This window comes from Kitasatospora sp. NPDC057904 (genome assembly GCF_042887925.1).
Taxonomy (GTDB): domain Bacteria; phylum Actinomycetota; class Actinomycetes; order Streptomycetales; family Streptomycetaceae; genus Kitasatospora.
In genome coordinates this window covers 1004696-1030119 of the sequence record NZ_JBHVOL010000001.1, presented here as the reverse complement: position 1 = coordinate 1030119, position 25424 = coordinate 1004696, and the positions used below count along the sequence as shown (strand labels likewise).

General features: G+C 75.0%; 24 protein-coding genes. 16 read left to right on the top strand and 8 right to left on the bottom strand.

Annotated elements, in window-relative coordinates:
* Position 1: 1 nt before the first annotated feature.
* The 6 genes from ACFVSN_RS04745 (at position 2) to ACFVSN_RS04720 (ending at position 6485) form a co-directional block, all read left to right on the top strand.
* A complete protein-coding gene (locus ACFVSN_RS04745) occupies positions 2 to 1849 on the top strand; it encodes a VgrG-related protein (RefSeq protein ID WP_387593685.1) in 1848 nt (615 codons plus the stop codon).
* A 107-nt stretch (positions 1850 to 1956) separates the two neighbouring features.
* Positions 1957 to 2238, top strand: coding sequence for a PAAR domain-containing protein (locus ACFVSN_RS04740; protein ID WP_380442607.1), 282 nt, complete (start codon positions 1957 to 1959; stop codon positions 2236 to 2238).
* Between the two features lie 5 nt (positions 2239 to 2243).
* Positions 2244 to 2717: a GPW/gp25 family protein gene (locus ACFVSN_RS04735; protein ID WP_387593687.1), complete on the top strand. Its 474-nt coding sequence runs from the start codon at positions 2244 to 2246 to the stop codon at positions 2715 to 2717.
* Positions 2717 to 4663, top strand: coding sequence for a putative baseplate assembly protein (locus ACFVSN_RS04730; RefSeq protein ID WP_387953693.1), 1947 nt, complete (start codon positions 2717 to 2719; stop codon positions 4661 to 4663). The genes ACFVSN_RS04735 and ACFVSN_RS04730 overlap by 1 nt, the downstream gene beginning before the upstream one ends.
* Before the next feature lie 6 nt (positions 4664 to 4669).
* Positions 4670 to 5293, top strand: coding sequence for a phage tail protein (locus ACFVSN_RS04725; protein ID WP_380442598.1), 624 nt, complete (start codon positions 4670 to 4672; stop codon positions 5291 to 5293).
* 493 nt (positions 5294 to 5786) lie between these two features.
* Positions 5787 to 6485, top strand: coding sequence for a discoidin domain-containing protein (locus ACFVSN_RS04720; protein WP_387593691.1), 699 nt, complete (start codon positions 5787 to 5789; stop codon positions 6483 to 6485).
* Between the two features lie 23 nt (positions 6486 to 6508).
* Here ACFVSN_RS04720 and ACFVSN_RS04715 read toward each other — a convergent pair whose 3' ends face one another.
* Positions 6509 to 8260, bottom strand: a complete 1752-nt coding sequence (locus ACFVSN_RS04715; RefSeq protein ID WP_387593693.1) for a BTAD domain-containing putative transcriptional regulator — start codon at positions 8258 to 8260, stop codon at positions 6509 to 6511.
* Between the two features lie 163 nt (positions 8261 to 8423).
* Entirely contained in the window at positions 8424 to 9956 is a 1533-nt protein-coding gene (locus ACFVSN_RS04710; RefSeq protein WP_387593695.1) for a hypothetical protein, read from the bottom strand.
* Positions 9957 to 10209: 253 nt separating this feature from the next.
* Here ACFVSN_RS04710 and ACFVSN_RS04705 point away from each other — a divergent pair, with 253 nt between their 5' ends.
* Complete coding sequence (locus ACFVSN_RS04705; RefSeq protein ID WP_387593697.1) at positions 10210 to 11181, top strand: Clp protease N-terminal domain-containing protein; 972 nt, start codon at positions 10210 to 10212, stop codon at positions 11179 to 11181.
* A 26-nt stretch (positions 11182 to 11207) separates the two neighbouring features.
* Positions 11208 to 11897 (top strand): GPP34 family phosphoprotein, encoded by a 690-nt coding sequence (locus ACFVSN_RS04700; RefSeq protein WP_387593699.1) that lies wholly within the window; start codon positions 11208 to 11210, stop codon positions 11895 to 11897.
* A gap of 57 nt (positions 11898 to 11954) precedes the next feature.
* Here ACFVSN_RS04700 and ACFVSN_RS04695 read toward each other — a convergent pair whose 3' ends face one another.
* Positions 11955 to 12713 (bottom strand): SDR family oxidoreductase, encoded by a 759-nt coding sequence (locus ACFVSN_RS04695; RefSeq protein ID WP_387593701.1) that lies wholly within the window; start codon positions 12711 to 12713, stop codon positions 11955 to 11957.
* A 182-nt stretch (positions 12714 to 12895) separates the two neighbouring features.
* Here ACFVSN_RS04695 and ACFVSN_RS04690 point away from each other — a divergent pair, with 182 nt between their 5' ends.
* The 3 genes from ACFVSN_RS04690 to ACFVSN_RS04680 all read left to right on the top strand — a co-directional run bounded on the left by ACFVSN_RS04690 (position 12896) and on the right by ACFVSN_RS04680 (position 14940).
* The gene (locus ACFVSN_RS04690; RefSeq protein WP_387593703.1) at positions 12896 to 13777 is read left to right on the top strand and encodes a helix-turn-helix domain-containing protein; all 882 of its coding nucleotides are present in this window, start codon (positions 12896 to 12898) and stop codon (positions 13775 to 13777) included.
* Between the two features lie 182 nt (positions 13778 to 13959).
* Positions 13960 to 14373, top strand: coding sequence for a hypothetical protein (locus ACFVSN_RS04685; RefSeq protein WP_387593705.1), 414 nt, complete (start codon positions 13960 to 13962; stop codon positions 14371 to 14373).
* Between the two features lie 120 nt (positions 14374 to 14493).
* The gene (locus ACFVSN_RS04680; RefSeq protein ID WP_387593707.1) at positions 14494 to 14940 is read left to right on the top strand and encodes a hypothetical protein; all 447 of its coding nucleotides are present in this window, start codon (positions 14494 to 14496) and stop codon (positions 14938 to 14940) included.
* 15 nt (positions 14941 to 14955) lie between these two features.
* On the opposite strand, the gene ACFVSN_RS04675 is transcribed toward ACFVSN_RS04680, so the two are convergent.
* Positions 14956 to 15372, bottom strand: a complete 417-nt coding sequence (locus tag ACFVSN_RS04675; RefSeq protein ID WP_387593709.1) for a DUF3592 domain-containing protein — start codon at positions 15370 to 15372, stop codon at positions 14956 to 14958.
* A 132-nt stretch (positions 15373 to 15504) separates the two neighbouring features.
* On the opposite strand from ACFVSN_RS04675, the gene ACFVSN_RS04670 reads away from it, so the two are divergent.
* A complete protein-coding gene (locus ACFVSN_RS04670; RefSeq protein WP_380495380.1) occupies positions 15505 to 15963 on the top strand; it encodes a hypothetical protein in 459 nt (152 codons plus the stop codon).
* A 97-nt stretch (positions 15964 to 16060) separates the two neighbouring features.
* Here the strand turns inward: ACFVSN_RS04670 and ACFVSN_RS04665 are convergent, their stop codons facing one another.
* From ACFVSN_RS04665 to ACFVSN_RS04650, 4 genes are all read right to left on the bottom strand, one after another.
* Entirely contained in the window at positions 16061 to 17308 is a 1248-nt protein-coding gene (locus ACFVSN_RS04665; RefSeq protein ID WP_387953691.1) for an NAD(P)/FAD-dependent oxidoreductase, read from the bottom strand.
* A 128-nt stretch (positions 17309 to 17436) separates the two neighbouring features.
* On the bottom strand, positions 17437 to 17868 hold the full coding sequence (locus ACFVSN_RS04660) for a nuclear transport factor 2 family protein (protein ID WP_380495384.1): 432 nt from the start codon (positions 17866 to 17868) through the stop codon (positions 17437 to 17439).
* 6 nt (positions 17869 to 17874) lie between these two features.
* Complete coding sequence (locus ACFVSN_RS04655; RefSeq protein ID WP_387592875.1) at positions 17875 to 18678, bottom strand: MBL fold metallo-hydrolase; 804 nt, start codon at positions 18676 to 18678, stop codon at positions 17875 to 17877.
* Between the two features lie 164 nt (positions 18679 to 18842).
* A complete protein-coding gene (locus ACFVSN_RS04650; protein ID WP_387592872.1) occupies positions 18843 to 20126 on the bottom strand; it encodes an MFS transporter in 1284 nt (427 codons plus the stop codon).
* 101 nt (positions 20127 to 20227) lie between these two features.
* Between ACFVSN_RS04650 and ACFVSN_RS04645 the strand changes: the two genes are divergently transcribed.
* The 4 genes from ACFVSN_RS04645 (at position 20228) to ACFVSN_RS04630 (ending at position 25424) form a co-directional block, all read left to right on the top strand.
* Entirely contained in the window at positions 20228 to 21325 is a 1098-nt protein-coding gene (locus ACFVSN_RS04645; RefSeq protein WP_380439251.1) for a DUF5937 family protein, read from the top strand.
* Positions 21326 to 21380: 55 nt separating this feature from the next.
* A complete protein-coding gene (locus tag ACFVSN_RS04640) occupies positions 21381 to 22247 on the top strand; it encodes a PhzF family phenazine biosynthesis protein (protein ID WP_387592869.1) in 867 nt (288 codons plus the stop codon).
* A gap of 316 nt (positions 22248 to 22563) precedes the next feature.
* Complete coding sequence (locus ACFVSN_RS04635; RefSeq protein WP_380439248.1) at positions 22564 to 23823, top strand: aminotransferase class I/II-fold pyridoxal phosphate-dependent enzyme; 1260 nt, start codon at positions 22564 to 22566, stop codon at positions 23821 to 23823.
* Positions 23820 to 25424 (top strand): carboxyl transferase domain-containing protein, encoded by a 1605-nt coding sequence (locus tag ACFVSN_RS04630; RefSeq protein ID WP_387592866.1) that lies wholly within the window; start codon positions 23820 to 23822, stop codon positions 25422 to 25424. Before ACFVSN_RS04635 ends, ACFVSN_RS04630 begins: the two co-directional genes overlap by 4 nt.

The following is a 25424-nucleotide window of genomic DNA, read 5'->3' as shown; positions in this document are numbered from 1 at the left end:
CATGGCCGGTGAGGCCTTCGTGAACACGCTCGCCGTCGAGGTCGGCGGGCAGCCGCTCGCCGCTGCCGTCGCCGAGCTCCTCGTCTCCGCCCACGTGGACGGCAGCCGCCACCTGCCGGACCTCTTCGTGCTGCGCTTCCGCGACCCGCACCACCTGGTCCTGGCCAAGGCGGGCCTGACGATCGGCGTGCAGGTGAAGCTGTTCGCGCGGGTCGCCGACGACCCGCAGCGCGAGCTGCTGGTGTCCGGGGAGGTCACCGCGCTGGAGGTGGACGCGGACGCGACGGGCACGTTCACCGTCGTCCGCGGGCTGGACCACTCGCACCGGCTGCTGCGCGGGCGCCGGGTGGTCGGCTACCGGCAGATGACGGCCTCCGACGTCGCGACGGCCGTCGCGCGCCGGGCCGGGCTGCGGCTCGGCACGGTCGACGCGACGACGACCGTCCACCCGCACCTGGCCCAGGCCGGCCTCACCGACTGGGAGTTCCTGGGCCGCCTGGCCGTCCGGTCGGGCCGGGAGGTGGCCGTGGTGGACGGCCGGTTCCACTTCCGCCGTCCGACCCCGGCCGCCGGTGCGCCGGGCACGTCGACGTCCGTCCGGGCCAGCCCGTTCGTCCTGGAACTGGGCCGCAACCTGCTGCGCTGCCACGCGGTCGTCACGTCCGCCGACCAGGTGCGGGAGGTGGAGGCGCGCGGCTGGGACGTGCAGGCCAAGCGCGCGGTGGTCGCGCACGCGCCGGCCGGCGCCAGTGACCTGCTCGCGCTCGGACTGACGCCGGCCCGGGCCGCCGAGCCCTTCGGGGACGCGGCGTTCCTGGCCGTCGACGTCCCGTTCGGGGCGCAGGCCGAGGCGGACCGGGCGGCGCGCTCGCTGGCCGCCGACCTGGCGGCGTCGTTCGCGGAGCTGTCGGCGGTGGCGATGGGCATCCCGCGGCTGCGGGCGGGCAGTGCGGTGACGCTGACGAACGTCGGGACGCCGTTCGAGGGCAAGTACACCGTCACCGCGGTCCGGCACGTGTTCGATCCGGGGGTCGGCTACCAGACGTGGATCACCGTGAGCGGCCGCACCGACCGCTCGCTCCTCGGTCTGACGGCGGGCGGGGGCCGGCCCCGGGACCGGGTGGCGGGGCTGGTCAACGCGACGGTGACGGACACCAGGGACCCGGAGCACCAGGGCCGGGTGCGGCTGGCGTTCCCGTGGCTCTCGGACGACTACGTCAGCGACTGGGCCCGGACGGCGCAGTCCGGCGGCAAGGGCGGGGGCGGGGTGTTCGGCCCGGAGGTGGGGGACGAGGTGCTGGTCGGCTTCGAGCAGGGCCTGGTGGACCGGCCGTACGTGATCGGCGGGCTGTACAACGGCGAGGACCGGCCGTCCCGGCACGACGTGGAGGCGGTGGACGGGACGAGCGGCGCCGTCAACCGTCGCTCGCTGGTGTCGCGCAGCGGCAACCGGCTGGAGCTGCTGGACGCCGCCGCCGGTCCGAAGGGCGTCCGGCTGTCCACCGGGGACGGCAAGGTGACGCTGCACCTGGACGGGAAGGCGACGTCCGTGGTCGTGCACAGCGACGGCACGGTGGAGATCGAGGCCAAGGAGAAGGTGACCGTCAAGGCCGCGCAGGGCGTCAGCGTCGACGCCGGGCAGGGGAAGCTCGAACTCGCCGGGGACTCCGTACGGGTGACGGCCCGCTCGGGGGTCCAACTGGACGGCGGCGCGGGCGCGGTGAAGCTGCAGACGCAGGGGCAGGTCGACGTCAGGGGCGCGACCGTCGGCGTGTCCGGGACGGCGAGCACCGAGATCAAGGGCGGCGCGACCTGCTCGATCAGTGCCGCCCTCATCAAGATCAACTGACTTCCGATGACCGACCTCCAATGACTGACCTCCGATGACTGACCTCCGATGACTGACCTCCGATGACTGACCTCCGGTGAACGAGGACGAGCGAAGGAGCACCACCGATGCCACCTGCCGCCAGGGTCGGGGACCCGACCGGGCACCCCGGCGTGCTCGCCCCGCCCGGGATCCCCACCGTTCTCATCGGCGGGCAGCCCGCGGCCGTCGTCGGCACGCCGCACGTGTGCTCCTTCCCGCCGCCCGCCGTCCACCCGCCGAGCGCCGTCGCCCCGCCGTGCTGCCCCACCGTCCTGATCGGCGGCCTGCCCGCGGCCCGCGCGGGCGACCTCGCGGCCTGCGGCGCGCCGATCGTCGGTGGCTGCCCGACCGTGCTGATCGGCGGGTGAGGGTGATGGGACGTCGGTTCATCGGTGCGGGATGGGCCTTCCCGGTCCGCACCGACCCGACCGGGTCGATCGCGCTGGTCGCCCAGGAGCGCGAGGTCGAGGAGAGCATCCGTCTGATCCTCTCCACCGCGCCGGGCGAGCGGCCGATGCGCCCGCTGTTCGGCTGCGCCATCCACGACCACGTCTTCGCGCCCGCCGACAGCGCCACCGCAGGTCTGATCGCCTACGAGGTGCGGCTGTCGCTGGAGCGGTGGGAGCCGCGGATCGACCTCGTGGACGTGGTCGTCGGCTTCGACGCGGTCGACTCCGGCACGCTCTGGATCGACGTCCGCTACGCGCTGCGCGGCACCAACGACCCGCGCAACCTCGTCTTCCCGTTCTACGTCATCCCCGCGCACGGCCCTGATGGCCCCGACGGCGCCGACGGCGCCGACGGCGCCGACGTTCCCGACCGCCCCGACCACCCGGGGAGCCCCTGATGCCCCTGCCGCAGCCCAACCTGGACGACCGCCGCTTCCAGGACCTCGTCGACGAGGCCAAGCGGCTCGTCCAGCAGCGCTGCCCGGAGTGGAGCGACCACAACGTCTCCGACCCGGGCGTGACGCTGATCGAGACCTTTGCCCACATGGTCGACCAGCTGATCTACCGGCTCAACCGGGTGCCCGACAAGAACCACCTGGCCTTCCTCGACCTGATCGGGGTCCGCCTGCTCCCGCCGGCCGCCGCCCGGACGGAGGTCACCTTCTGGCTCTCCGCGCCGCAGGAGCGGACCGTCCCGGTGCGGGCCGGAGCGGAGGTGGCCACCGTGCGGACCGCGACCGAGGCGGCCGTGGTCTTTTCCACCGCCCGCGAACTCGCCATCCTCCCCTGCACGTTGACGCACCTCGCGACCGCCTCCCAGGGCGCCCCGGTGGACCGCGACGCCGACCTCGCCGACGGCCGCGGCGTCGCGTGCTTCGCCGCCGTCCCGGTGCCCGGCGACGTCCTGCTCTTCGGCCTCTCGCAGGCCGTGCCGCACTGCCTCGTGGCGCTGCGCCTGGAGTTCCCGGTCAGCGGGCACGGCATCAACCCCGACCACTCGCCGCTCGCCTGGGAGGCCTGGACCGGCGACGGCTGGGCGGGCTGCGCCGTCCAGCGGGACACCACCGGCGGCTTCAACCGGCCCGGCGACGTCATCCTCCGGCTGCCGCCCGACCACGCCGCCTCGGTGGAGGCCCGCCACCGGGCCGGCTGGCTGCGCTGCCGGATCACCGCGCCGGTCCCCGGCCGTCCGTCCTACTCCGCGACGCCGGTGCTGATCTCCGCCGAGGCGTTCACGGTCGGCGGCACCACGACCGCCGTCCACGCGGAGCGCGTCGAGGGCGAGGCCCTCGGCCGCTCCGACGGGCTGCCGGGCCAGACCTTCATCCTCGCCCGCCCGCCCGTGGTCGCCGGCGGCGAGCCGGTCACCGTCGAGACCACCGGCACCGACGGGACGCAGGAGTGGCAGGAGGTGGAGGACTTCGCCCGCTCGACCTCCGAGGACCGCCACTTCCGGCTCGACCGCAGCACCGGCGAGATCGCCTTCGGCCCGGCCGTGCGCGAACCCGACGGCACGCTCCGCCGGTACGGCGCGGTGCCGCCCGAGGGCACGGCGGTCCGGGTCCGCGCGTACGCCACCGGCGGCGGGCGCCGCGGCAACGTCGCCCGCGGCGCGCTGGCCGTGCTGCGCACCTCCGTCCCGTACGTGGCCCGGGTGGAGAACGCGCGGGCGGCGGAGGGCGGCGTCGACGGCGAGGACGTCGCGGGTGCCCGGCTGCGCGGCCCGATCGTGCTGCGCACGCGCCGCCGGGCCGTCACCGCCGAGGACTACGAGGAGCTGGCGCGCGAGGCCGCGCCCGCCGTCGGCCGGGTGCGCTGCGTCGCCACCGAGACCGGGCCGGACGCCGGCGGGGTGCGGGTGCTGCTCGTGCCGAACGCCGAGGACGACGGCGAGGGCCGCCTGGCCTTCGCCCAACTCGCCTGCTCGCAGGAGTTGTTGGAGCAGGTCACCGGCTACCTGGACGAACGCAGGCTGCTCGGCGCGCGGCTGCTGGTGGAGCCGCCGCACTACCAGGGCGTCACGGTCGTCGCCGCGCTGAGGGCCAGGCCGCGCAGCACGCCGGGCGCCGTGCAGCGGGCCGCGCTGGCCGCGCTCCACCGCCACCTCCACCCGCTCACCGGCGGGCCGGACGGCACCGGCTGGCCGTTCGGCCGCCCGCTGCACGCCGGCGAGGTCTTCGCCGTGCTGCAGCGGGTGCCAGGCGTCGAACTGGTCGAGAGCGTCCGGTTGTTCCCGGCCGACCCGGAACACGGCCACCGCGGCGAGGCCACCGACCGGATCCACCTCGCCCCGCACGCCCTGGTGTTCTCGTACGAGCACCAGGTCCGCGTCGCGGCGGAATGAGGACGGATGCCGACCCGGTCGCACGGACGCGGTCCCGTCCCGGACCTGCCCAGCCGCCACCCGCTCGGGGCGCAGCTTCCCGGCGTCTACGCCGACGACGGGGACGGCGCGGGGGAGAACCTGTTCCTCCAGCGCTTCACGGGCGCGCTGGACGAGGTGCTCGCGCCGGTGCTGTGCACGCTGGACAACCTGGCCGCGTACTTCGACCCCCGGCTCGCGCCGCCGGACTTCCTCGCCTACCTGGCGCAATGGGTCGGCGCGCCGACCGGGCCGGACCTCCCGCCGGAGCGGCGGCGCGCCGCCGTCGTCCACGCGGCGGCGCTGCACGCGGTGCGCGGGACGCGGGCGGGGCTGGCCGCACAGCTGCGGCTGGTGTTCGGGGTGGAGCCGGAGATCGACGAGAGCGGCGGGGCCCGGTGGTCGGCCCGGCCGGACGCGGCGCTGCCGGGGGAGGCCGCGCCCCGGCTGGTGGTGCGGCTGCGGGTGCCGGACCCGGCGGTCGTGGACCTGCGGGCGGTGCGGGAGCTGGTGGCCGCCAACCGGCCGGCGCACGTGCCGTTCACGGTCGAGGTGGTGGCGGCGCGGCCCGGGAGGGCCGAGGAGGAGGACGGGCACCATGACGACGTGTGAGCACTGCGGTCAGCCCTGCGCGCGGGGCGAGGACTTCTGCGGCGCGTGCGGGGCGTACCTGTCGTGGGAGGAGGAGCCACGGGAGACGGCCTCTGCGCCTGCTCCTTCGCCTCCCGCGTCCGGGCCCGCGCCGGCCGTCCTGCCCCGCCCGTCCGGGCCTGCCCCTGTCGTCCCGCCCCGCCCGTCCGGGCCTCCGTCCGCACCGCCGGGGCCTCCGTCCGCACCGCCGGGGGTTCCGGCCGCTCGACCGGAACCCGCCGCCGGGGCCGAGGCGCCGGTACCGGCATCGACACCGGCGAAACCTCGCCCGAAGCCCCGCCCGAAAGCCCACCCGAGACCCGAGCCGAAAGCCCGGCCGCACGCCGTCCAGCCGAAGGCCGTCCAGCCGGGCGAGGAGTCCGCGCCCCCGCCGCCGCGCCCGCCCCGGCCGGCGGCCGACCGGGAGCCGATCGCCCCCGGCGACCTGATCTGCGGCCAGTGCGGCACCGGCAACGTGCCCACCCGGCGCTACTGCCGCCGCTGCGGCGACCCGCTCGAAGACGCCCGGGTCGCGCCGAAGCCGCCGTGGTGGCGGCGGCCGTTCGTCCGCCGGCCGAGGCCGGGCCCGGTCGCGGGGGACCGTCCGCGCGTGCGCCGGCTGCGCCGCCCGCGGTTCGTCGTGCCGCTGGTGCTGGTGGCGCTGCTCGCCGCCGGGGGCTACGCGTACCGGGGCGAGCTGGCCGCCGGCGTCGAGGTGGTCCGCGACCGGCTCGCCACGCCGCAGCAGGTCCACCCCACCGCGGTCCGGGCCTCCAGCGAGGACCCGGCCCACCCGGCGGCGCTCGCCGTCGACGGGACCACCGACCGCTACTGGGCGCCCGCCCGCCCCGGGGACGGCCGCGGCGAGTACCTGGAGATGGACTTCGCGTCGCCGTTCCGGCTGCTCGACCTCGTGGTCTACCCCGGCACCTCGACCACCGCCGAGCAGTTCCTCACCCAGGCCCGCCCGCGCGAACTCACCGTCACCCTGACCGGCTCGGACGGCAGGGCGACGACCCGGACGGTCCATCCGGCCGACGCGCCGGGCGAGCAGCGCTTCCACCTCGCCGTCGGCGACGTGGTGCGGATCCGCCTGACGGTCGACGCCGCCTACGGCACGGGACCGGACCGCAGGGTGGCCGTCGCCGAGTTGGAGTTCTTCGAACGCCCATGAGGGTTACGGAAATTGACTGTGCATCAGATCACTTCCACCGGGGCGGCCGGGAGCCCGAGCGAGAGCAGCATCCGCGCGTGCCCCTTCCGGCTGCGCTCGGCCGCCGCCGTCTCCCCGCTCCGCTCGTGGGCGACGATCAGCGTCTGCCAGGCGTCGTCCCGGAACGGGTCGATCTGCACGCTGCGCGCCGCCGCCCGGGCGCCCGCGACCGGCCGCCCGCGGGCGAGTTCGAGCTTGGCGAGGACCAGCGCGGCCTCGGCGGCGGCGTGCCGGTAGTGCTCCCTGCGCTCCACGACCCACTCCGCCGGACCGTCCTCGGGCAGCAGCTCCCCGGCGTACGCGTCCAGCGCGGCGCGGAGGGCCCGGGCCGCCGCCTCCGGCCGGGCGGCCGCCTCGGCGTCCCGGCCCTCCGCGAGCGAGGTCTCGAACCGCCGCAGGTCGTAGCTGCCCTCCGGGGGGATGCGCAGCAGGTAGGCCTCGCCGGAGCGGACCAGCAGCCGCGATCCGCCGCGGGTGACGCCGGGCTCCAGGAAGGTCCGCAGTGCGGAGACGGCGACGTGCAGGCAGCGCGCGGCGGTGGCGGGCGGGCGCTCGGGCCACAGTGCCTCGACCAGCAGCTCCCGGTGGACGGGCTGGCCGGCGTGGATCGCCAGCAGTCGCAGCAGCGCCCGGGCCCGGGGGCGGATCGCCGTCCAGGTCAAGTCCCTTTCCCCCAGTGTGAGTTCGAAACCGCCGAAGCAGCGCAGCGACAGCGTGGCCGATTCGACGGCGGGCGCGGGTGCGGCTGTCGACGCGACGCCGCGGGACGGCGGGCGCTCCCGCCCGCCGCCGGTGGTCCCGGTCGGCCGGCGACGCAGCAGGTGGCCGCGGAGCAGCGGGCCCCAGTGGAAGGTGCCGTCGGCCGGGTCGCGCCTGAGCAGGCCGCGCTCGTCGGCCAGGACGCCCAGCAGCCAGGCGCTCTCCGTGCCGCCGACGAGCGCGTCGCAGCGCGCCGCGTCGAGCCGCGACAGCGGGCTGACCTGCTCCAGGAAGCGCACGAGCCGCTCCGGGAGCGGCCGGATCACCTCGCGCTCCAGGTAGGCGTGAGTGAGGGAGCCGACGACGGCCGCGACGGCCTCCGGCGGGTGCAGGAGCGCGGGGCCGGCCAGCCGCAGCGCGGCGGGCCAGCCCTGGGTGAGCCCGTCCACCTGCGCCGTCTGCCGGGCGGAGGGTCGGCCGCCGTGCGCGTCGTGCAGCAGCCGGCGGACCTCGTCGGAGCGCAGCCGCAGGTCGGCGGGGCCGAGGACGGTGCTCGTGGCGAGCTCCCAGCGGGTCAGGTTGAACTGGGGCAGCCGCTGGCCGGCCAGCAGGAGACGGAGGTTGGGCGGGGCGAGCAGCGCGATCTCCTCCAGCGCGGCCTCGGCCTCGGTCCCGTGGATCAGGTGCAGGTCGTCGACGGCGAGCAGCACCGGGCCCGGCCGCCGCTCCACGCGGCGCAGCACGCTCTCGACGGTGAGCGGTCCGGCGCCGCCGCCGAGCGCGTGGCGGACGGCGGAGAGGAGGGCCCCGGCCTCGCTCGTGCCGCGCCAGGGGCGCCAGCGCACGATCGTGCCCGCGAACCGTTCGAGGTGCTGCGCGAGCAGTGTCGTCTTTCCGTAGCCGGCGGGTGCGACCAGGAGCGTCAGGGCACCGGGCGAGGCGCGGGCCAGCCGGTCGAGGAGGTGGTCGCGGATCACCCAGGAGGTCCGTGCCGGATCACCTGGGGCGGAGTGGATGTGGTGGGCGCGATCGTGCATCGAGGGTCAGCTCCCCCCGCACTGGTAGAGCTCCATGATGATCACTCAGTGTGATCGTTGGTAGACTACTGGAACGGGGCCGCCCTGTCGCCGGATATGCCGGGCCGCGAATATGCCGATCGCGGGCCGGGGCCGGGGCCGGGGCCTGTGGCGATCCGGCGCGCTACGGGTGTGCGCCGGCCGGGGGCTGGGCCGCCGGGCGGTCGACGACCAGTTCCATGTGCATGGAGTCGGTGGACTCCCCGCCCCAGGCCAGGCCGCCGTCGAAGCCGTGCCGCGCAAGCTGCACCAGGAACTCGGCGTCGAAGTGCTCCGAACCGGCCGTCCGCTCCCGGGGGTTGTAGAAACCGCGTTCGACCAGCTGCGCCATCGAGGGGGAGGCGACGGCGGCGGCCGTGGTCGGCCGGGTGCCCTTCTTGCCCGCCTTCTTCTGCCCGAACAGGTAGGCGGGAGTCGCGAGTTTGGCGCGCAGGGAGGTGAGCGTCGCGGCCTGCTCGCGGGCGCCGAGCAGCGGGGCGAGCGCGGTGCGGCGGTCCTCGGCCGCGTTGACGACGGCGGTCAGCCGGTCCGCGTAGCCGCCGGAGGCCGTCAGGTCGAGCTTCTGCTCCCACTGTGCGAGCCGGCGGCCGGCCGGGCTCGTCTCGGCCGGCTCGGCGGAGTGCCGGACCGCCCGCTGGTCGCGGACGGCGGCGGCCTTCACCGCGTCGAGGTTGGCGAGTTGGGTGGTGAGCCGCTGGCGGCTCGGCAGGTCGGCCGCGTCGAGACCGGCCGCGGCGGCGGCCCGGGCGATCCGTTGCTCCTCGGCGGTGATCGCCGCCGTCCAGGGTGCGATGAGGGCGGGCACCTGGGCGAGGAGGGCGGCGCGGTCGGCGTCGGTGGCGGCCTCGAAGTAGCGGGTGCGCAGGTCGAGGAAGGCGTCGCGGTTGTCGCCGAGGGAGGCCTGGAAGGCCGCCGAGGTCTGCGCGAGGCGCCCGGACTCGGCGCGCAGCCGGTCGAAGTGCGCCTGGGCGGCGGGGGAGGGCGCGGCGTCGGGGTCCCCGGCGGTCGCGTCGCCGGTCGCGCGGATCAACGCCCTGCGCTGCCCGTACTCGCCCAGGTCGGCGTGGCTCTCCGCGCCGGTGACGGACCGGACCAGCTCCGCGGTCTCGGCCTTGCCGATCTGCGGCATGTTCGTGGCGTCGTAGTCGATGGCGTACCCGAGGGTGTGCATGGACGCCGGGGTGAACTTGGTGTTCGCGTCGAAGGACTTGCGGAAGGCGAAGGCGGTGCTGGACGACGGCATCGGGCCCTCCAGCGCCGTCGCCACCCCCTCCAGCCGGGCCTTGGCGTCGCGGTGCAGCCAGGGCCGGCCGGGCACCGCGGACTGCTCGATCGCGGAGTAGTGGGCGACGAGCGCGGCCACCGTGCCGAACCAGCCGAGGCCGGCCCGCAGGAAGTGCCCCTTCTGCGTGTCGGTGGTGAGCGGGACCCCGCCGCCCCCGCTCAGGACGTGCGCGGGGAGCGCGTTGACGGCCGCGAGCGCCTCCGGATCGCTCACGGGAGCCGTGTCCGCGCCGTCGACGCGCTGGACGACGCCGTCGACGCGCTGGACGACGGCCGTGGGCGCGGATCGCACCGACCGGACGAGCGCGGTGGTGGCCGCGTTCCCCGCCGCCCGTTGCAGGGACAGCAGGGCGGCGGCGGGAGTGTGTGCCACCGGGCTCGTGCCGGGCGCCATCCCCGGGCCTGCCCCCGACGCTCCGCCCCGCCGTGCCCCCGCCCGTACGCTCACCCGTCCACGGTAAGCGCCGCCCCACTCGGGACCGCTGCCCGAACGGGCAGACCTTCGTGCCTGGTCGGCGGCTTCCCCGGTCCGCGCCGGGATTTCTTGACGCGTTCCCTACGTCGAATTCGGCAAAGTGAAGGCAAATTCGACGTATGGTCGCGGCCAAGGAATGGGGAGGGCCGGCATGGAGACGACACTGGAACCGGACCGGCGGGCGCTGGACGTCCTGGACACCGCGCGGCAGGTCAGCGGCGGGCGGCTGGGCACCGAACACCTGCTCGCCGCCGCGGCCGACGCCGGCGGCGGCGCCGCCCGAGCCCTCACCGCCGCCGGAGCGCCCGCGCCCGCCCTGCACGCCGCCCTGCGCGACCGCCACGTGGAGTGGACGGCCGACGACGGCGGGCTCGCGGACGCCGAGCGCCGGATCTCCGCCGCCGCCGCCCACGCCCTCGGCACGGCGATGGACCACGCCCGCGACGAACACGCCCCGAGGTTCACCGCCGAACACGTCCTGCGCGCCGTCCTCGCGGACCCCGGCAACCGCGCCGCCGAACTGCTCGCCCGCTGCGGCGTCGCCTCCGCCGCCGTCCTCGCGCACCTCGACGCCCCGGCGGCCCGCGGCGGCCTCCACCCCCTGCTGCGCCCCACCCGGGACGCCGTCCTCGCCCACCGCGCGGGCCGGCAGCCGCGCTGGAAACGGATGCTGACGCGCCCGGCCGCCGCCGGAGCCGCCCTCGCCGCCGTCCGGCGGGAGACCGACGCCCAGGCCGAGCGCCTCGGCCGGCGCTCGCCCGGCACCGAACACGTCCTGCTCGCCGTCCTCGCCCTGCACGAGGTCGCCCGCCACCAGCGGCAGTCCCCCGGCGGCGACCCGGACAGCGGCCCGGCGGACGGCTCGGCGGGCGGCTCGGCGGACGGTGAGGACTCCGCACTCGCCGCCCGGCTCGGCCTCGACCACGCCCGCGCGCACGCCGCCCTCGCCGACGGCGGGCTGCCGCTGCCCGCCGACCCGCGCTCCGTCGAGGCCTACCTGGCCGGCGCCCGCGACACCGACGCCCTGCTCCGGACGCTGCTGCGCGAGGACACCCGGGCCCGCCGCCTCGCCGAGACCCTGGGGGCCGACCTCACGGGCCCCGAGGGCCTCCTGGAACAATGATCACGAACCACGGAAGGGGCCGGGACATGCAGGTGACCATCGGCGAAGAACTGATGCTGCTCTCGCTGGACGACGAGTCCGGCGTCGCGAAGGAGGCGGCGAGCGCGGGCTGGGCCGTCGCGGGCGGCATCCTCGCGGACCTCGTGCTGGCCGGGCGCGTCACCGTCGACGACGGCCGGCTCGCCGTCGCCGACCGCACCCCCACCGGCGACCCGCTCCTGGACGGCCGCCTCGACCGGCTCGCCGAGTGGGCCGAGCGCAAGGGCGCGGGTCGGGGGGCGGGGAAGGCGTCCGGCTGGCTCACCACGGACCGCCCCACCGCCGTCCGCGACGCCGTCCAGCGCCTGTGCGAGCGCGGCCTGGTCACCGAGGAGCGCCACCGCGCCCTTGGCATCTTCCCGGTCCGCCGCTACCCCGAGGCCGACCCGACCGTCGAGCGCGAACTGCGCGAGCGCCTCGCCGCCGCCGTCCTGCGCGGCGAGGACCCGGACGCCCGCACCGCCACGCTGATCGCCCTGATCCACGCGACCCGCCTGCACCGCCTGGCCTTCCCCGACCTGCCCCGCAAGGAGGTCGAGCCGCGGTTCGCGGCCATCGCGGCCGGCGAGTGGGCGAGCGGACCGGTCGGCGAGGCGATCCGGAACATGCAGGCCGCGATCGCGGCGATCACCGCCGTCACCGCCGCCACGGCCGCGACGACGGCGGTCATCACGTGACGGCGCGCTGCCCCGGACCCGACGGGCCCGGGGCAGCGCCGGGGCGCGTCTTTCGGATCAGCGGGTGGTGTAGCCGCCGTTGGCGAAGAGGGTCTGGCCGGTGATCCACCAGCCGTCGGTGGCGAGGAACGTGACGATCGGGACGATGTCCTCGATCTTCGTCAGGTCGTTGCCCATCGCCTGCGACTTGTGGAACGCCACGCGCTCCGGGGTCTCCTGGCCGTAGAAGAACGGGGTGTCCATCGGGCCCGGGGCGACGTTGTTCACCGAGATCCCGCGCGCGGCGAACTCCTTGGCCGCGGCCCGCGTGTAGTGCTCGACCGGGGCCTTGGCGCCCGCGTAGGTGGAGTAGCCGTCGGTGAACGCGGCGAGCAGCGACGTCAGGATCGTGACGACCTTGCCGCCGTCGTTCAGCTGCCGGCCCGCCTCGCGGATGAAGAAGTACGCGGCCTTGGCGTTCACGGCGTGCATCACGTCGTACTCGGCCTCGGTGGTCTCCACGATCGGCTTGCGCAGCACCATGCCGGCCGTGTTGACGGCGACGTCGACGCCGCCGAAGGTCTCCTTCGCGACGGCGAAGACGCGCTCCACCTCGGCGGGCTTCGTCAGGTCGCCCTGCACGGCCACCGCCTCGCCGCCGGCCGCCTTGACCGCGGCGACCGTCGCCTCGGCCTCCGCCGCGGTCCCGTCCGAGTGGTAGTGCACGACGACCTTCGCGCCGTCGGCGCCCGCGGTGCGGCTGATCAGTCCGCCGAGGTTCTTCGCACCGGCGCCGACCAGGACGACCTTGCCGGCCAGGGAGTGGTTGCTGCTCATGATCTACGGCTCCTCGCCAGATGGGGGATGTGTTCGCCGCACCACTGTCCGCCGCGAGGCCCCTCCGGGGCTTGAACGATCCGGCGCCCCCTGGAACGAACCGCTCACGATCTCGCGCGGCACCCGGATCCGCCGCCGCCCGCGGTCGTCATCCGTCCCCCGGACGGACCAGAATCGACGGTATGACCACCCACGCGACGTTCCTGTCCGCCATCAAGCCGCACCTGCTCCGGCTCTCCGGCAGCGGCCAGGACCTCGACGAGGCCGTGGTCGAGCGCGGCCTCGAACGGGCCGCCACCGGGGACTCCCCGATGGAGGACGGGCCCACCCGGCACGTCCTCGCCGTGCACGCGGGCACCTCGGCCGACCTCGCCTGGTCCGCCGACGGCCGGCCCCGGCGCGAGCGCTTCCACCGCGGCCAGGCGCTGATCAACCCGGCCGGCTGGGCCTCCCGCCCGCGCTGGGGGCAGGACGCCGAACTCATGATCGTCGCCCTCGAACCGGCCTGGCTGGAGAAGCTCGCCACCGAGAGCGACCTGCCGGGGCCGCTGGAACTCGCCCCGCGCTTCCACCTGACCGACCCGTTCCTCGCCATGCTCGTCGAGCGCCTGGTCGCCGAGTACGAGGGCCCCCGCCCCGCCGACCCGCTCTACGCGCAGTCCCTGCTCCAGGCCCTCGCCGCCCACCTCATCCGCACGGCCGCCACCCGCGGCCCCGGCCTGCCCGAACGGGACGGCGGCCTCACCCCGAAGCGGCTCGACCGGGTCGTCGACCACATGAACGGCTACCTCGACGGCCGGCTCTCCCTCACCGACCTCGCCGCCGTGGCCGGCGTCAGCCCGTCCCACTTCACCCGGGCGTTCCGCGCCTCGACCGGCCAGTCGCCGCACCAGTACCTCGTCCGCCTGCGCCTCGAACACGCCCGCCGGGCCCTGCTCACCACCGACACCCCCATCGCCGCGATCGCCCAGCTCTGCGGCTTCGCCGACCAGAGTCACCTCACCCGCACGATGCGCCTCCACACGGGCACCACCCCGTCGGCGCTGCGGGCGAGCCGGGACTAGGGCGGCTGAACTCGGCCTCCCCCCCACCGCCGTTCGCCCGTGTCATAGTGGCTTCCGTACGCTCCCCGGCGCACACAGGGTTCGATGAGCACCTCTCATGTGACGGAGGGTCAACAGTGTCGCAAGAAGCTCTGGGCTCGGGGTTGAGCCGGAGGCGTCTGCTCCGCCTGGGGGCAACGGCCGTGGCCGTGGCCGGAGTCGGCGGATCGGTGGTGCCGGTCGCGGTCGGTGCCGAGCGGCTGCCGAATCTCGCGGGCGTCGCCGACGGGAGCACGTTCATGGCGTGGAAGGGCGTCGACGGGGACCAGCGGATCTGGTGGAACCAGCTTGTGAACGGCACCGGTTGGACCGGGCCGCAGCCGGTCGACGGCGCCGCCACCAGTGCCGGGGTCGCCCTGGCCGGGCCGTGGGGCGGGCCGTTGTTCATGGCCTGGAAGGGTGTCCTCGGCGACGAGCGGATCTGGTGGAACTCGTTCGACGGGGGCGCCTGGTCCGCGCCCCAGCAGGTGCCGGGCGCCGCGAGCAGCGTCGGCCCGGCGCTGACCGACTACGCCGGGGTCTTCATGGCGTGGAAGGGCGTCACGGGGGACCAGTAGATCTGGTGGAACAGCTACTACGGCGGGTGGACGGCACCGCAGGCGGTCCCCGGGGCGTCCAGTGGCTTCGGGCCTGCTCTGGCGGTCGACCGGAGCGGTGGGCCGTACGGCGTGCCGTGCATGGCGTGGAAGGGCGTCGACGGCGACCAGCGCATCTGGTGGAGCAGCTACCGGGGCGGTTCGACGGGCAGCAACTCCTGGACCGGGCCGCAGCCGGTCGACGGCGCCGCCACCAGCGCCGGGGTCGCCCTGGCCGGGCAGCCGGGCGGCGGACTGCTCATGGCGTGGAAGGGGGTGGACGGCGACCAGCGCATCTGGTGGAGCCGGCTCTACCCGTCCTCGACGGTCTGGACCCCGCCCCAGCCGGTGCCCGGGGCGCGCAGCGGCGTCGGGCCCGCCCTCGCCGTCTACGGCGGCTCCACCGTCATGACGTGGAAGGGGGCGGACGGCGACCAGCGCATCTGGTGGAACCGGTTCGACCCGGGCGGCAGCGTCTGGTCCGATCCCCAGCCGATCTTCGGGGCGAGCACGGGCTTCCGCCCGGCCCTCGCCACCGTCGGGGCCTGAGGCGGTCCGGTCCGCCTAGAGCGCCACGACCGCCAGGACGAGCGCGATCAGGACCATCGACAGCCCCAGCGCGATGAACCCGTACTCCAGCGGCCGCCGTTCGCGCCCCTCGACGAGCACCTGGCGCGGGTCGGCCGGGTCGTAGCGCAGCGGCACGTGGCCGCCGTCCGGCAGGGGGTGACGCCGGGTGGACGGGACGGGGGAGAAGACCTCGACCACCCGGCCGTCCTCGGTCTCGAACTGCAGCAGCGGACGCGGCGGCGAGACCCGGTCGTCGGGCGTCGGCACGCGCTCGCGCACCAGCGCCCGCACCGGCACCCCGACCCGCCGCAGCCGCCGCACGTCCCGCAACCCGACCACCCCGGCCAGGTACGCGACCACGCCCCCCAGCCCGCCGAACACCACCACGGCGAACCCGGCCGTCCCACCCACCACGCCTCCCTGCCCGCGCCGCCGTCCCAGGACCTCCAGTATCACGGACGGGCAGTTCGTCAGCCGTCGGCCGAGCGGTGGTCACGTCCTGAAATGGACACGTGGCCCGTCCCCCGGGACTACCCTGGCGTGGTGGAATCCGACCGCAGCAACGGCGAGTTCGACTGGCGTCCGCGTCCTGATCGGGTCCGGGCCGTCGCGGCGCGTCCGCGCTGGTTCGTCCGCCGGATGCGCGTGGCGGCGGGCCTCGGCGTGCTGGCCTTCCTGCTCGTGGCCGGCGGTGTCCTGGCCTTCTTCCAGGCCATCCACTTCCCGTGCCTGTGCGGCGAGGGCCAACCCGTCGACCGCACCGCGGAGATCACGGCACTCGTCAGCGCGCTGGCGGGACTGCTGTCGGCCATCGCCGCCGTGCTCACCGCGGTCGTGTCCCTGGTCGCACTGCGGCGGGACCGGACCGAACCGGCCCCGCCACCGACGACGCCCGACCCCACCGGTCCGGCAGGCGATCCGCCCGCCCCCGCAGGCCCCCCTGCGAGCACCCCGAACGAGTCCGGCACCCACCCGTGGGTCCCGCCCTCGTCGCCGCACTGACACCGGTTCGGGCCCCGGCGATCGTGTCGGTTCGAGCTCTCCGAGCTCGGGCGGCCCCATGTGCCCGCCCAGAAGCGGTCGCGCCCCTCCCGGGCCCCTACACCTCGCCGAGGGGGACCGCCGGGTCGGCGAGGCGGGCCGGGTCCACCACCCGCCGGGAGCGGACGAGTTCGCGGATCGGGTCGGTGACGTCCCAGACGTTGACGTTCATGCCGGCGAGGACCCGGCCGTCGGCGAGCCAGAAGGCGATGAACTCGCGGGTGGCCGGGTCACCGCGGAAGACCACGCGGTCGTAGCCGCCCGGGTCGACGTAGCCGACGTACTCCATGCCGAGGTCGTACTGGTCGGTGAAGAAGTACGGGACGCGGTCGTACCCGGCGTCGTCCCCGCCGAGCATCGCGCGGGCGGCGGTCTGGGGCTGGTTGACGGCGTTGGCCCAGTGCTCGACGCGGATGTGGCGGGCGAACAGCGGGTGGTAGGCGTTGGCGACGTCGCCGGCCGCGTAGACGTCGGGGGCGGAGGTGCGCAAGTGCTCGTCGGTCGTGATGCCGTTGTCGGTCTCCAGGCCGGCGGCCTCGGCGAGGGCCGTGGCGGGCGCGATGCCGATGCCCACGATGACGACGTCGGCCGGGACGGTGCTGCCGTCGCCGAGCCGGACGCCCGTCACCGTGCCGTCGGCGCCGGTGAGTTCCTCGACGCGGACCTCGAAGCGCAGGTCGACGCCGTGCGAGCGGTGCAGGTCGGCGAAGACCTGGGCGACCTCGCGCCCGAGCACGCGCAGCAGCGGGAGTTCGGCGGCCTCCAGCACGGTGACCTCGGCGCCCGCCTCCCGGGCCGCGGCGGCGGTCTCCAGGCCGATCCAGCCGGCGCCGATCACCACGACCCGGGCGCCCGGGCGCAGCGCCGCCTTGATCCGGTCGCTGTCCTCGACCCGGCGCAGGTAGAGCACGCCGTCCTGGTCGGCGCCGGGCACCGGCAGGCGGCGCGGCACCGAGCCGGTGGTGAGCAGGAGTTTGGCGTACTCGATCCGCCCGTCGTCGGCGAGGGTGACGGTGTGCGCGGCGGGGTCGATCGCTGAGACGGCCGTGCCGAGGCGCAGCGTGATGTCGTTCTCGGCGTACCACTGCGGCGGGTGGACGTAGATCTTCTCGCGGGGCGTCTTGCCGAGCAGGTAGCCCTTGGACAGCGGCGGCCGCTCGTACGGGCGCTCGTGCTCCTCGCCGATCAGGACGATGCCGCCCCGGTGCCCGGCCTCGCGCAGCGCCTGCGCGGCCTTGGCCCCGCCGAGCGACGCGCCGACGATGACGATCGGCCGCTCACGTCCGCTGTCGTCCGCGGTTCCCATGCTGAACTCCTCGCTCTCCGGCCCGGATCGACGGCCAGCCTGCCGCCTCGCCGGTGGCCTGTCGAGACCGCGCCGGGCGCGCCGCCACCGGCTCCCCCGTTCGGGTGAAGTCAGGTGAGGGGCGTGGCCTACGGTTGTGTCGCGTCGCGGACCAGGGCGGTGTCGGTGAATTGCTCGAAACGCACGATGCGGCCGCCGCGCACCACGAAGTGGTGGGCGACGCGCACCGCGAGGGGTTTGCCGGTGGTCTTGTGGACGGCCGTGTAGCGGGCCAGGACGACGACGTTCTCGCCGTCCACGACGTAGGTGTCGTCGTGGGCCGTCCAGTCGTGCCACTCGGCGGCGAGGCGTTCCATCACGTTGCCGGTGACGCCCTTGGGGGTGCGGTAGGTGCCGGCGAGGGGGAAGCCGGCCATCTCCGTCCACTCGATGTCGTCGGCGAGGGTGGCGCGCAGGGCGGCGAGGTCGCCGCGGGCGGAGGCGAGGTACTGGCGGCGGACGACGTCGGCGGGGGCGGCGGACTCGTTGAACGCGGCGGTCCCGCGCGGGATCTCGATCATCGTGGCTCAGCCCCAGGTCGTCTCGCCCATGGCGACCTTCGTGCCGAGGTCGACGGCGATCGCCAGGCCGAGGTCCGGGAAGCGCTTCTCCAGGGCCTGTTCGGCCGCGGCGGCGTCCGGGGAACGGCCGATCTCGGTCTCGAAGGCGCGCAGGTAGTCGCGGGTGTGGAAGACGGAGGTGAGGTTGGTGGGCGCGCCGGCGGTGCGGTGGCCGGCCGCGACGAACTGCGGTTCCAGCGCCTCGATGCCGTCCAACAGGTCGATCCAGGCCGCCCGTTGCTCGGGGGCGGGGGTGTCGGCGGTCCACACGTGCAGGCCCTCGAACAGCAGCACGCCGCCGAGGACGGCGTGGTGGTGGTGCTGCCACAGGTAGTGCCGGTCGGGCAGGTGGAAGTCGGCGCCGCGCAGTTCGAACCGGTGGCCCTCGAAGACGAGTTCGTCGCCGTGCAGGGGCTCGGGCCGCACGAGCCGGGTGGGCAGCTCGGGGCCGAGGTGCGCCCAGGCCCCGAGCTTGGCCTCGTAGGTGTCCTGGATGTGCTGGACGGTGGACGGGGTGGCGAGGAAGCGGGCCTCGGGGAAGGCGTCCTGGACCTCCTGCGCGCCGAAGTAGAAGTCCGGGTCGCCGTGGCTGACGAACACCGTGGTGAGCCGCTTGCCGGTGGCCCGGATCCGTTCGGCGAGGCGGCGGCCGTCGGAGCGGGTGAAGCCGGCGTCCACCAGCAGGGCGTCGTTCGGGCCGGTGACGAGGACGGAGGTCTTGTTGAGGGAGCTGTCCGGGCTGTCGATGACCTCGAAGTCGAGCGCGCTCATGCGCCCGCCTCCCTTCGGTCGGCAGGCGCTTCGCGCAACACGCACCTCTCGATGATTTGCTCGCTTCGCTCGCTCATGCATCTTCCTTCCGGGGACAGGCGTCGCGCCCAGGATCGGTGCTCGGCGGCCCGCCCGCATCCCGGGAAGGGCCGCCGCGGCCGGCGTCACTCCGCGGGTCCCAGCCGCAGCACCGCCACCGCCCCCGCGAGCGTGGCGACCGCCAGCGTGGACCACAGCACCCCGGGCCCGGCCGCCAGCAGGGCCGTCAGCACCGCGGGTGCCGCCGCCCTGCCCACGCCCATCGACAGCTCCCAGCGGGCCAGCGCCCGCCCGAGCAGGTGCGGCGGCGCCACGGCCGCCACCAGGGCCGTGCCGGAGCCGGTGTAGAGGATCTCGCCCAGCGTGAACAGCACCGCGACCACCGCGATGCCCGCCGCGCCCGGCGTGCCGCCCAGCGAACCGGCCGCCCAGAAGCCCAGGAACGACAGCGACAGCGCGAACCCGGCGGCCGCCATGACCACGCGCCGCGGCCGGTGCGCGAGGCGCAGCACCAGGGCCAGCTGGAGTGCGAGCACCAGCACCGTGTTGCCCACGAAGACGCCGGACGACCACGCGGGCGAGGCCTGGAGGTGCAGCACGAGCAGCGCGGGCAGGGCCACCTCCAGCACGTCGAAGCAGAAGGCGTACGGCACGTTGGCGAGGCTGAGCAGGGTGATCCGCCGCATCGGCGTGCGGGGGCCGGCCTGCGGAGCGCCGACGGGAGCGGAGGGAGCGGGCGGAGCCGTCACCCGCAGCGAGCGGACGAGGGCGGCGGCGCCGAGGCACGTCACGCCCGTCACGCCCGCGAGCAGCCGGATCGCGCCCTCGCCGCCGGTCACCGCGACGGTGGCCAGCAGCGCGCCCGCGCCCATCCCGGCGTTGCGCAGCGAGCGCCCGGCGGCCAGCGCCGCGTCCCGCAGCCGGCCCTCGGTCAGGGTGCTGACCACGGCGGCGTGGGTGGCCGGCCAGGACTGGCTGCCCACGCCGATCAGCACGGCCGCCGCCGTGAAGCCGGGCAGTCCGCCGGCCGCGAGCAGCGCGAGCGCGCCCAGCGACCGCACCGCGAGCGTCGCCGCGGCCGGCAGGGTGCGGGCGCCCCGGTCGATCCACCGGCCGGTCAGCGGCACCACCATGAGGCCCACGACCATGCCGAGGGTCATCGCGAGGCCGGCCCCGCCGGCGGTCAGGTGCAGCACCTCGATGCCGTAGAGCAGCAGGAACGGGCGCAGCAGGCCGGTGCCCACCGCGTCCACGAGCAGGGCGGCGGCGTAGCGGGGCCCGCCGGCGGCGGTGAGCAGGGTGAGGAGGGCGGACGGGCCGCGGCGGCTCGTGCCGACCGGCGGCGCGGGCGGCTCACCGGCCCGGGCGGCGGCGTGGTCGTGGACGGACTTCTCCTGGATCAGGCTCATGGCCGACACCGTGCGCCCCGGCCGGCCGCCGGGGCACGTCGATTGACGGTTCGCGTCAATCGACGGCGGGGTGCATCAGGCCTGGTGGGAGGATTCCTTCCGTGAGCTTGACCATCGACATCACCGGACTGCCCGACGAGCGCCTCGTCTTCACGCCGTCCCCGCTCGCCGAGCTGAACGCGATGCTGCACGTCCTCGCCGAGCCCGGGCACCACCCCGCGCTGCACGGCTGGGCCTCCTCCACGGCCGCGACGATCCCGCCCGAGCTGTCGGAGCGGCTGCTGGAGGCGGACTTCCTCTGGCGCTCCTCCCGTGCGGACTTCCTCGTGCCCGGCCTGCCCGGCGCCACCCTCGCGGAGGAGCTCGACGCCGTCGACCGGGTCGACGACGAGCTGTACGTCACCGCCGCGCTCATCACCACGTGCGGCTCCTCCAGGCTCACCCGGCGGATGGCCTCCCCGCTGAGCGATCCCGTCGCGAACGAGCGGGCCCGCGAGCTCGCCCTCGCCCGCGGCCCCCGTCAGGCCGCGTTCGCGGACCGGCTGCTGGCCGACCCGCCCGCCGTGCGCGCCCTGGTGCGGCGGATGCTGGAGGACTGCGGGTCGGCGTTCTTCGCCGACGCCTGGCAGCGCGTCCTGCCCGACCTCGCCGCCGACGCCCGGCGCAAGGCCGACCTGGTGCGCCTGCGCGGCGCCGGCGAGGCGCTCGCGGCGGTATCGCCGTCCGTCGCGCTGGAGCAGGGCGCGGACGGCCGGCGCCGGATCGTCGTCGACAAGCTCCAGGACAACGCCACCAGTGGGGTGGCGAGCGGGGGAGTGACGTTCATCCCGACCGCGTTCGGCCGTCCGCACCTGCTCGTCGTGCACGCCCCGGGCTGGCGGCCGGTCGTCCAGTACCCCGTGGCCGAGGCCGGGCTGCCGGAGCCGGTCTCGCTGGCGCTCGTCCAGCAGCGGCTGGAGGCGCTCGCCCACCCGATCCGGCTGCGCCTGGCCCGGACGATCGCCCGCGGCCCGCACACCACCGGCGAACTCGCGGCCGCCTGGCAGCTCTCGGCCCCCGAGGTCTCCCGCCACCTCGCCGTGCTGCGCAAGGCCGGACTGCTGGTCACCCGGCGGCGCGGGCGGTACATGCTGTACGAGCTCGACCTGGCCGGCAGCGCCCGGCTGGGCTCCGACCTGCTGGAGGCCGTCCTGCGGTGACCGGGGGAACGGTGACCAGGGGGAACACGGCCGTGGCGGCCCGCGTTCGTCGGGCATGACCCGTGACACGTCCTCGACCACTCCCGAGATCCTCCGTTACACCGCCTTCGCGACCCGCCCGGAGGGCGGCAACCCGGCCGGCGTCGTCCCGGACGCCACCGGGCTGTCCGACGGGCGGATGCTCGCCATCGCCGCCGAGCTCGGCTACTCGGAGACCGCCTTCCTCACCCCCGGCACCGGCCGGGGCGCCTACGCCGTCCGGTACTTCAGCCCGCTCGCCGAGGTGCCGTTCTGCGGGCACGCGACCGTGGCCTCGGCCGTCGCCCTCGCCGCGCGCACCGGCCCCGGGCGGTTCGTCTTCAGCACCGCGGTCGGGGAGGTCCCGGTCGAGGTGGCAGCGGACGCGGACGGCGTGCTGCGCGCCACCCTCACCAGCGTCGAGCCGAAGGTCGAGGACGTGAGCGAGGGCGACGTCGCCGAGGCGCTCGCCCTCCTCGGCTGGGCCGCCGCCGATCTGGACCCGGACCTGCCGCCCCGCGTCGCCTACGCCGGGGCCCGTCACCTCGTGCTCGCCGCCGCCACCCGCGACCGCCTGGCCCGCCTCGCGTACGACTTCGACGGCCTCGCCGCCTACATGACGGCCCGGGACCTGCTGACCCTCCAGCTGGTGTGGCGGGAGAGCGCGCACGTCTTCCACGTCCGCGACCCGTTCCCCGTCGGCGGCGTGGTGGAGGACCCGGCCACCGGCACGGCCGCCGCCGCGTTCGGCGCCTACCTGCGCGAGCTGGGCGCCGTCGGCGCGCCGGCCGTCCTGACGCTCCACCAGGGCGAGGACCTCGGCCGCCCGGGTCTGCTGCACGTCGAGCTGCGCGAGGGCGACGCCCGCGTCCGCGTCTCGGGCGCCGCCGTCCCGATCCGGTAATCCCGGGTTCCCACCCGACCGGTCGGTCGGCACAATGCGCCCCGGTTTTTATCCAATGGCCCGAGGGGTGTCAATGGCGGCCGACCGGCAAATATTTTCCGGTGCACCCGGCGCATACCGGTCTGTCCGTTTTGCGAGGCGGCAAATAGTTTCCGGTTGACAGTCGTTCCGGGGTATTGAATTCTTTGGATCAATGCTTCCGTTCGCTGAGCGGCGTTGCCCTTTCCCCCAATGACCCCGATGGTCCCGAATGACGTCGTCATTCCGGGTGGCTTCGCCTTGCATTTTTGTACCGCAATCCGACAAGGAAACCGGCGTGCACACTTACCTGAACCTCAAGAAGTCCGCGCGGATCAGCCACGACTTCTGGGAGGTCACCTCCGAGGCCGGGATGTTCGACATCGTGGTGTCCGGCCTCGGTGACGGGCGGCACCGGGCGCTGGCCGACGGCCACGAGTTCGTGAACATGTCCTCCTACTCCTACCTCGGCCTCGACACCCACCCCCGGATCGTGCGGGCCGCCGCCGACGCAGTGCTCGCCGAGGGCGCGCTCAACAGCTCGACCTCCCGCATGCGCATCCGCTTCGGTTCGCTGCGCGACGCCGAGACCGCGCTGTCCGAGCTGTTCGACGTCGAGGCCGTCACCGTCGCCTCGTGCGCCGCCGCGGCCTGGGCGAGCCTGCCGCTGCTCGCCTCCGGACTGCTCACCGACGACGTGCCGCCGCTGATGGTCTTCGACAAGAACGCGCACTTCTGCCTCAACGCGCTCAAGCCCGCCGTCGCCGACGAGGCCGAGATCGTCACCATCGCGCACAACGACATGGCGGCCCTGGAAGACCTCTGCCGCAAGCACCCGCAGGTCGCCTTCGTCGCCGACGGCGTCTACAGCACCGGCGGCGCCGCCCCGATCGCCGAACTGCTGCGCCTCCAGGAGAAGTACGGGCTGTTCCTGTTCTTCGACGAGGCACACGGCGTCTCCACCGTCGGCGAGCGCGGCCGCGGCGCCGTCCTGGAGGAGATGGCCGCACGCGGCGGCATGAACGACCGCACGCTGATCATCACTTCGCTCAACAAGGGCTTCGGCGCGTCCGGCGGGGCGATCTTCCTCGGCCGCAACGGCGATCAGAAGCGCCGTGACACCGCGCTGCGCAACGGCGGCCCGCTGATGTGGTCGCAGCGCATCAACACCGCCGGCTTGGGCGCCGTCATGGCCTCCGTCGAACTGCACCGCTCCCCGGAGCTGAAGGAGCTCCAGCTGCGGCTGCAGGACAACATCTCCCTCTTCGACTCGCTCGTGGACACCTCGTTCAGCGGCGACGGCCTGCCGATCCGCTTCGTGGACATCGGCTCCGAGGAGGCCACCATCCGCCTCGCCGGGGAGCTCCTGAAGCGCGGCTACTACACCTCGCCGATCTTCTTCCCGGTCATCGGCCGCGGCAAGGCCGGCCTGCGCCTGATGCTGCGCGCCAACATGGCCGAGGCGGAGATCCGGGACTTCTGCACCGCCCTCAACGACGGCCTGCGTGCCGAGGGCCTGGCAGCCAAGGCCGCAGGCGCCCAGGAGCAGCGCCGATGACCGTCCTGCAGTCCCACGTCGACACCTCCTCCGAGGCGTTCCGCCGCAACTCGGCGGCGTTCGACGAGAAGCGGCAGGTCATCGCGCGGGCCAGGGCCACCGCCGTGGCCGGCGGCGACGAGCGCTCGCGGCGGCGCCACACCGAGCGCGGCAAGATGACCGCCCGTCAGCGCGTGCACCGGCTCCTGGACCCGGGCACGCCGTTCATGGAGCTGGGCCAGCTGGCCGGGCACGAGGTCTACGACGAGCACGTGCCCTCGGCCGCCCTGGTCACCGGCATCGGTGTGGTGAGCGGCCGGCCGGCCGTGATCTTCGCCAACGACGCGACCGTCAAGGGCGGCAGCTACTTCCCGCTGACCGTCGAGAAGCAGCTGCGCGCCCAGAACGTGGCCCGCGAGAACGGCCTGCCCTGCATCTACCTGGTCGACTCCGGCGGCGTCTACCTCCCGCTGCAGGAGCACCTGTTCCCGGGCGAGCACCACCTGGGCCGGATGTTCCGCAACATCGCCGAGCTGTCCGCCCTCGGCCTGCCGCAGATCGCCGCGGTCATGGGCAGCTGCACCGCCGGCGGCGCGTACATCCCCTCGATGTGCGACGAGACGGTGATCGTGCGCGGCACCGGCACGGTGTTCCTCGGCGGCCCGCAGCTCGTGCGCGCCGCCACCGGCGAGATGGTGGACGCCGAGACCCTCGGCGGCGCCGACCTGCACACCCGGGTCAGCGGCGTGGCCGACCACCTGGCCGAGGACGACGAGCACGCGCTCGCGATCGTCCGGGAGATCATGGCCCGCGACAGCCGCCCGGCACTCGCCCCGCCGCCGCGGGCCCCGCGCCCGCCGCTGTACGACCCGGCGGAACTGCCCGGCATCGTCAGCGCGACCCTGCGCGAGCACATCCCGGCCAGGGACGTCCTCGCCCGCCTCCTGGACGGCAGCGAGCTCGTCGAGTACCGCGCCCGCTACGGCCCGACGATCGTCTGCGGCACCGGCCACATCGGCGGCTACCCGGTGGGCGTCCTGATCAACGACGGCGTCCTCTTCCCGGAGAGCGCCCAGAAGGCCGCCAACTTCATCGAGCTGTGCACCCAGCGGGACATCCCGCTGCTGTTCCTGCACAACATCAACGGTTTCATGGTCGGCGCCGAGTACGAGGCCGACGGCATCGCCAAGCACGGCGCCAAGCTCGTCAACGCCGTCTCCACCGCCAAGGTGCCCAAGTTCAGCCTGGTCGTCGGCGGCAGCTACGGCGCCGGCAACCTCGCCATGTGCGGGCGCTCGATGGGCCCGCGGCTGATGGCGATGTGGCCGAGCGCCAAGTCCACGGTGGTCGGCGCCGAGCAGACCGCGACGGTGATGGCGCTCCTGCGCAGCGACCAGCTGGCGAAGGAGGGCAAGATCCTCTCCCCCGAGGAGGAGGAGTCGATCAAGCGCCCCATCATCGAGACCTACGAGCGGCAGTCCCACCCGCTCTACTACGCCGCCCGGATGTGGGTGGACGCCGTGGTGGACCCGACCGAGACCCGCGAATGGCTGGCGCTGTGCCTGGCCATGTCCGTCGACGCTCCCAAGCAGGAGACGCGCTTCGGCGTGTTCCGGATGTGA

What these genes read in the sequence shown, in the direction of transcription:
- ACFVSN_RS04655 (WP_387592875.1), bottom strand. Translation starts at nt 18,678, where the DNA reads ATGAGCGCGCTCGACTTCGAGGTCATCGACAGCCCGGACAGCTCCCTC.
- ACFVSN_RS04745 (WP_387593685.1), top strand. Translation starts at nt 2, where the DNA reads ATGGCCGGTGAGGCCTTCGTGAACACGCTCGCCGTCGAGGTCGGCGGG.
- ACFVSN_RS04705 (WP_387593697.1), top strand. Translation starts at nt 10,210, where the DNA reads ATGGAGACGACACTGGAACCGGACCGGCGGGCGCTGGACGTCCTGGAC.
- ACFVSN_RS04640 (WP_387592869.1), top strand. Translation starts at nt 21,381, where the DNA reads ATGACCCGTGACACGTCCTCGACCACTCCCGAGATCCTCCGTTACACC.
- ACFVSN_RS04630 (WP_387592866.1), top strand. Translation starts at nt 23,820, where the DNA reads ATGACCGTCCTGCAGTCCCACGTCGACACCTCCTCCGAGGCGTTCCGC.
- ACFVSN_RS04680 (WP_387593707.1), top strand. Translation starts at nt 14,494, where the DNA reads ATGGCGTGGAAGGGCGTCGACGGCGACCAGCGCATCTGGTGGAGCAGC.
- ACFVSN_RS04715 (WP_387593693.1), bottom strand. Translation starts at nt 8,260, where the DNA reads ATGCACGATCGCGCCCACCACATCCACTCCGCCCCAGGTGATCCGGCA.
- ACFVSN_RS04665 (WP_387953691.1), bottom strand. Translation starts at nt 17,308, where the DNA reads ATGGGAACCGCGGACGACAGCGGACGTGAGCGGCCGATCGTCATCGTC.
- ACFVSN_RS04740 (WP_380442607.1), top strand. Translation starts at nt 1,957, where the DNA reads ATGCCACCTGCCGCCAGGGTCGGGGACCCGACCGGGCACCCCGGCGTG.
- ACFVSN_RS04735 (WP_387593687.1), top strand. Translation starts at nt 2,244, where the DNA reads ATGGGACGTCGGTTCATCGGTGCGGGATGGGCCTTCCCGGTCCGCACC.
- ACFVSN_RS04725 (WP_380442598.1), top strand. Translation starts at nt 4,670, where the DNA reads ATGCCGACCCGGTCGCACGGACGCGGTCCCGTCCCGGACCTGCCCAGC.
- ACFVSN_RS04695 (WP_387593701.1), bottom strand. Translation starts at nt 12,713, where the DNA reads ATGAGCAGCAACCACTCCCTGGCCGGCAAGGTCGTCCTGGTCGGCGCC.
- ACFVSN_RS04700 (WP_387593699.1), top strand. Translation starts at nt 11,208, where the DNA reads ATGCAGGTGACCATCGGCGAAGAACTGATGCTGCTCTCGCTGGACGAC.
- ACFVSN_RS04690 (WP_387593703.1), top strand. Translation starts at nt 12,896, where the DNA reads ATGACCACCCACGCGACGTTCCTGTCCGCCATCAAGCCGCACCTGCTC.
- ACFVSN_RS04650 (WP_387592872.1), bottom strand. Translation starts at nt 20,126, where the DNA reads ATGAGCCTGATCCAGGAGAAGTCCGTCCACGACCACGCCGCCGCCCGG.
- ACFVSN_RS04730 (WP_387953693.1), top strand. Translation starts at nt 2,717, where the DNA reads ATGCCCCTGCCGCAGCCCAACCTGGACGACCGCCGCTTCCAGGACCTC.
- ACFVSN_RS04660 (WP_380495384.1), bottom strand. Translation starts at nt 17,868, where the DNA reads ATGATCGAGATCCCGCGCGGGACCGCCGCGTTCAACGAGTCCGCCGCC.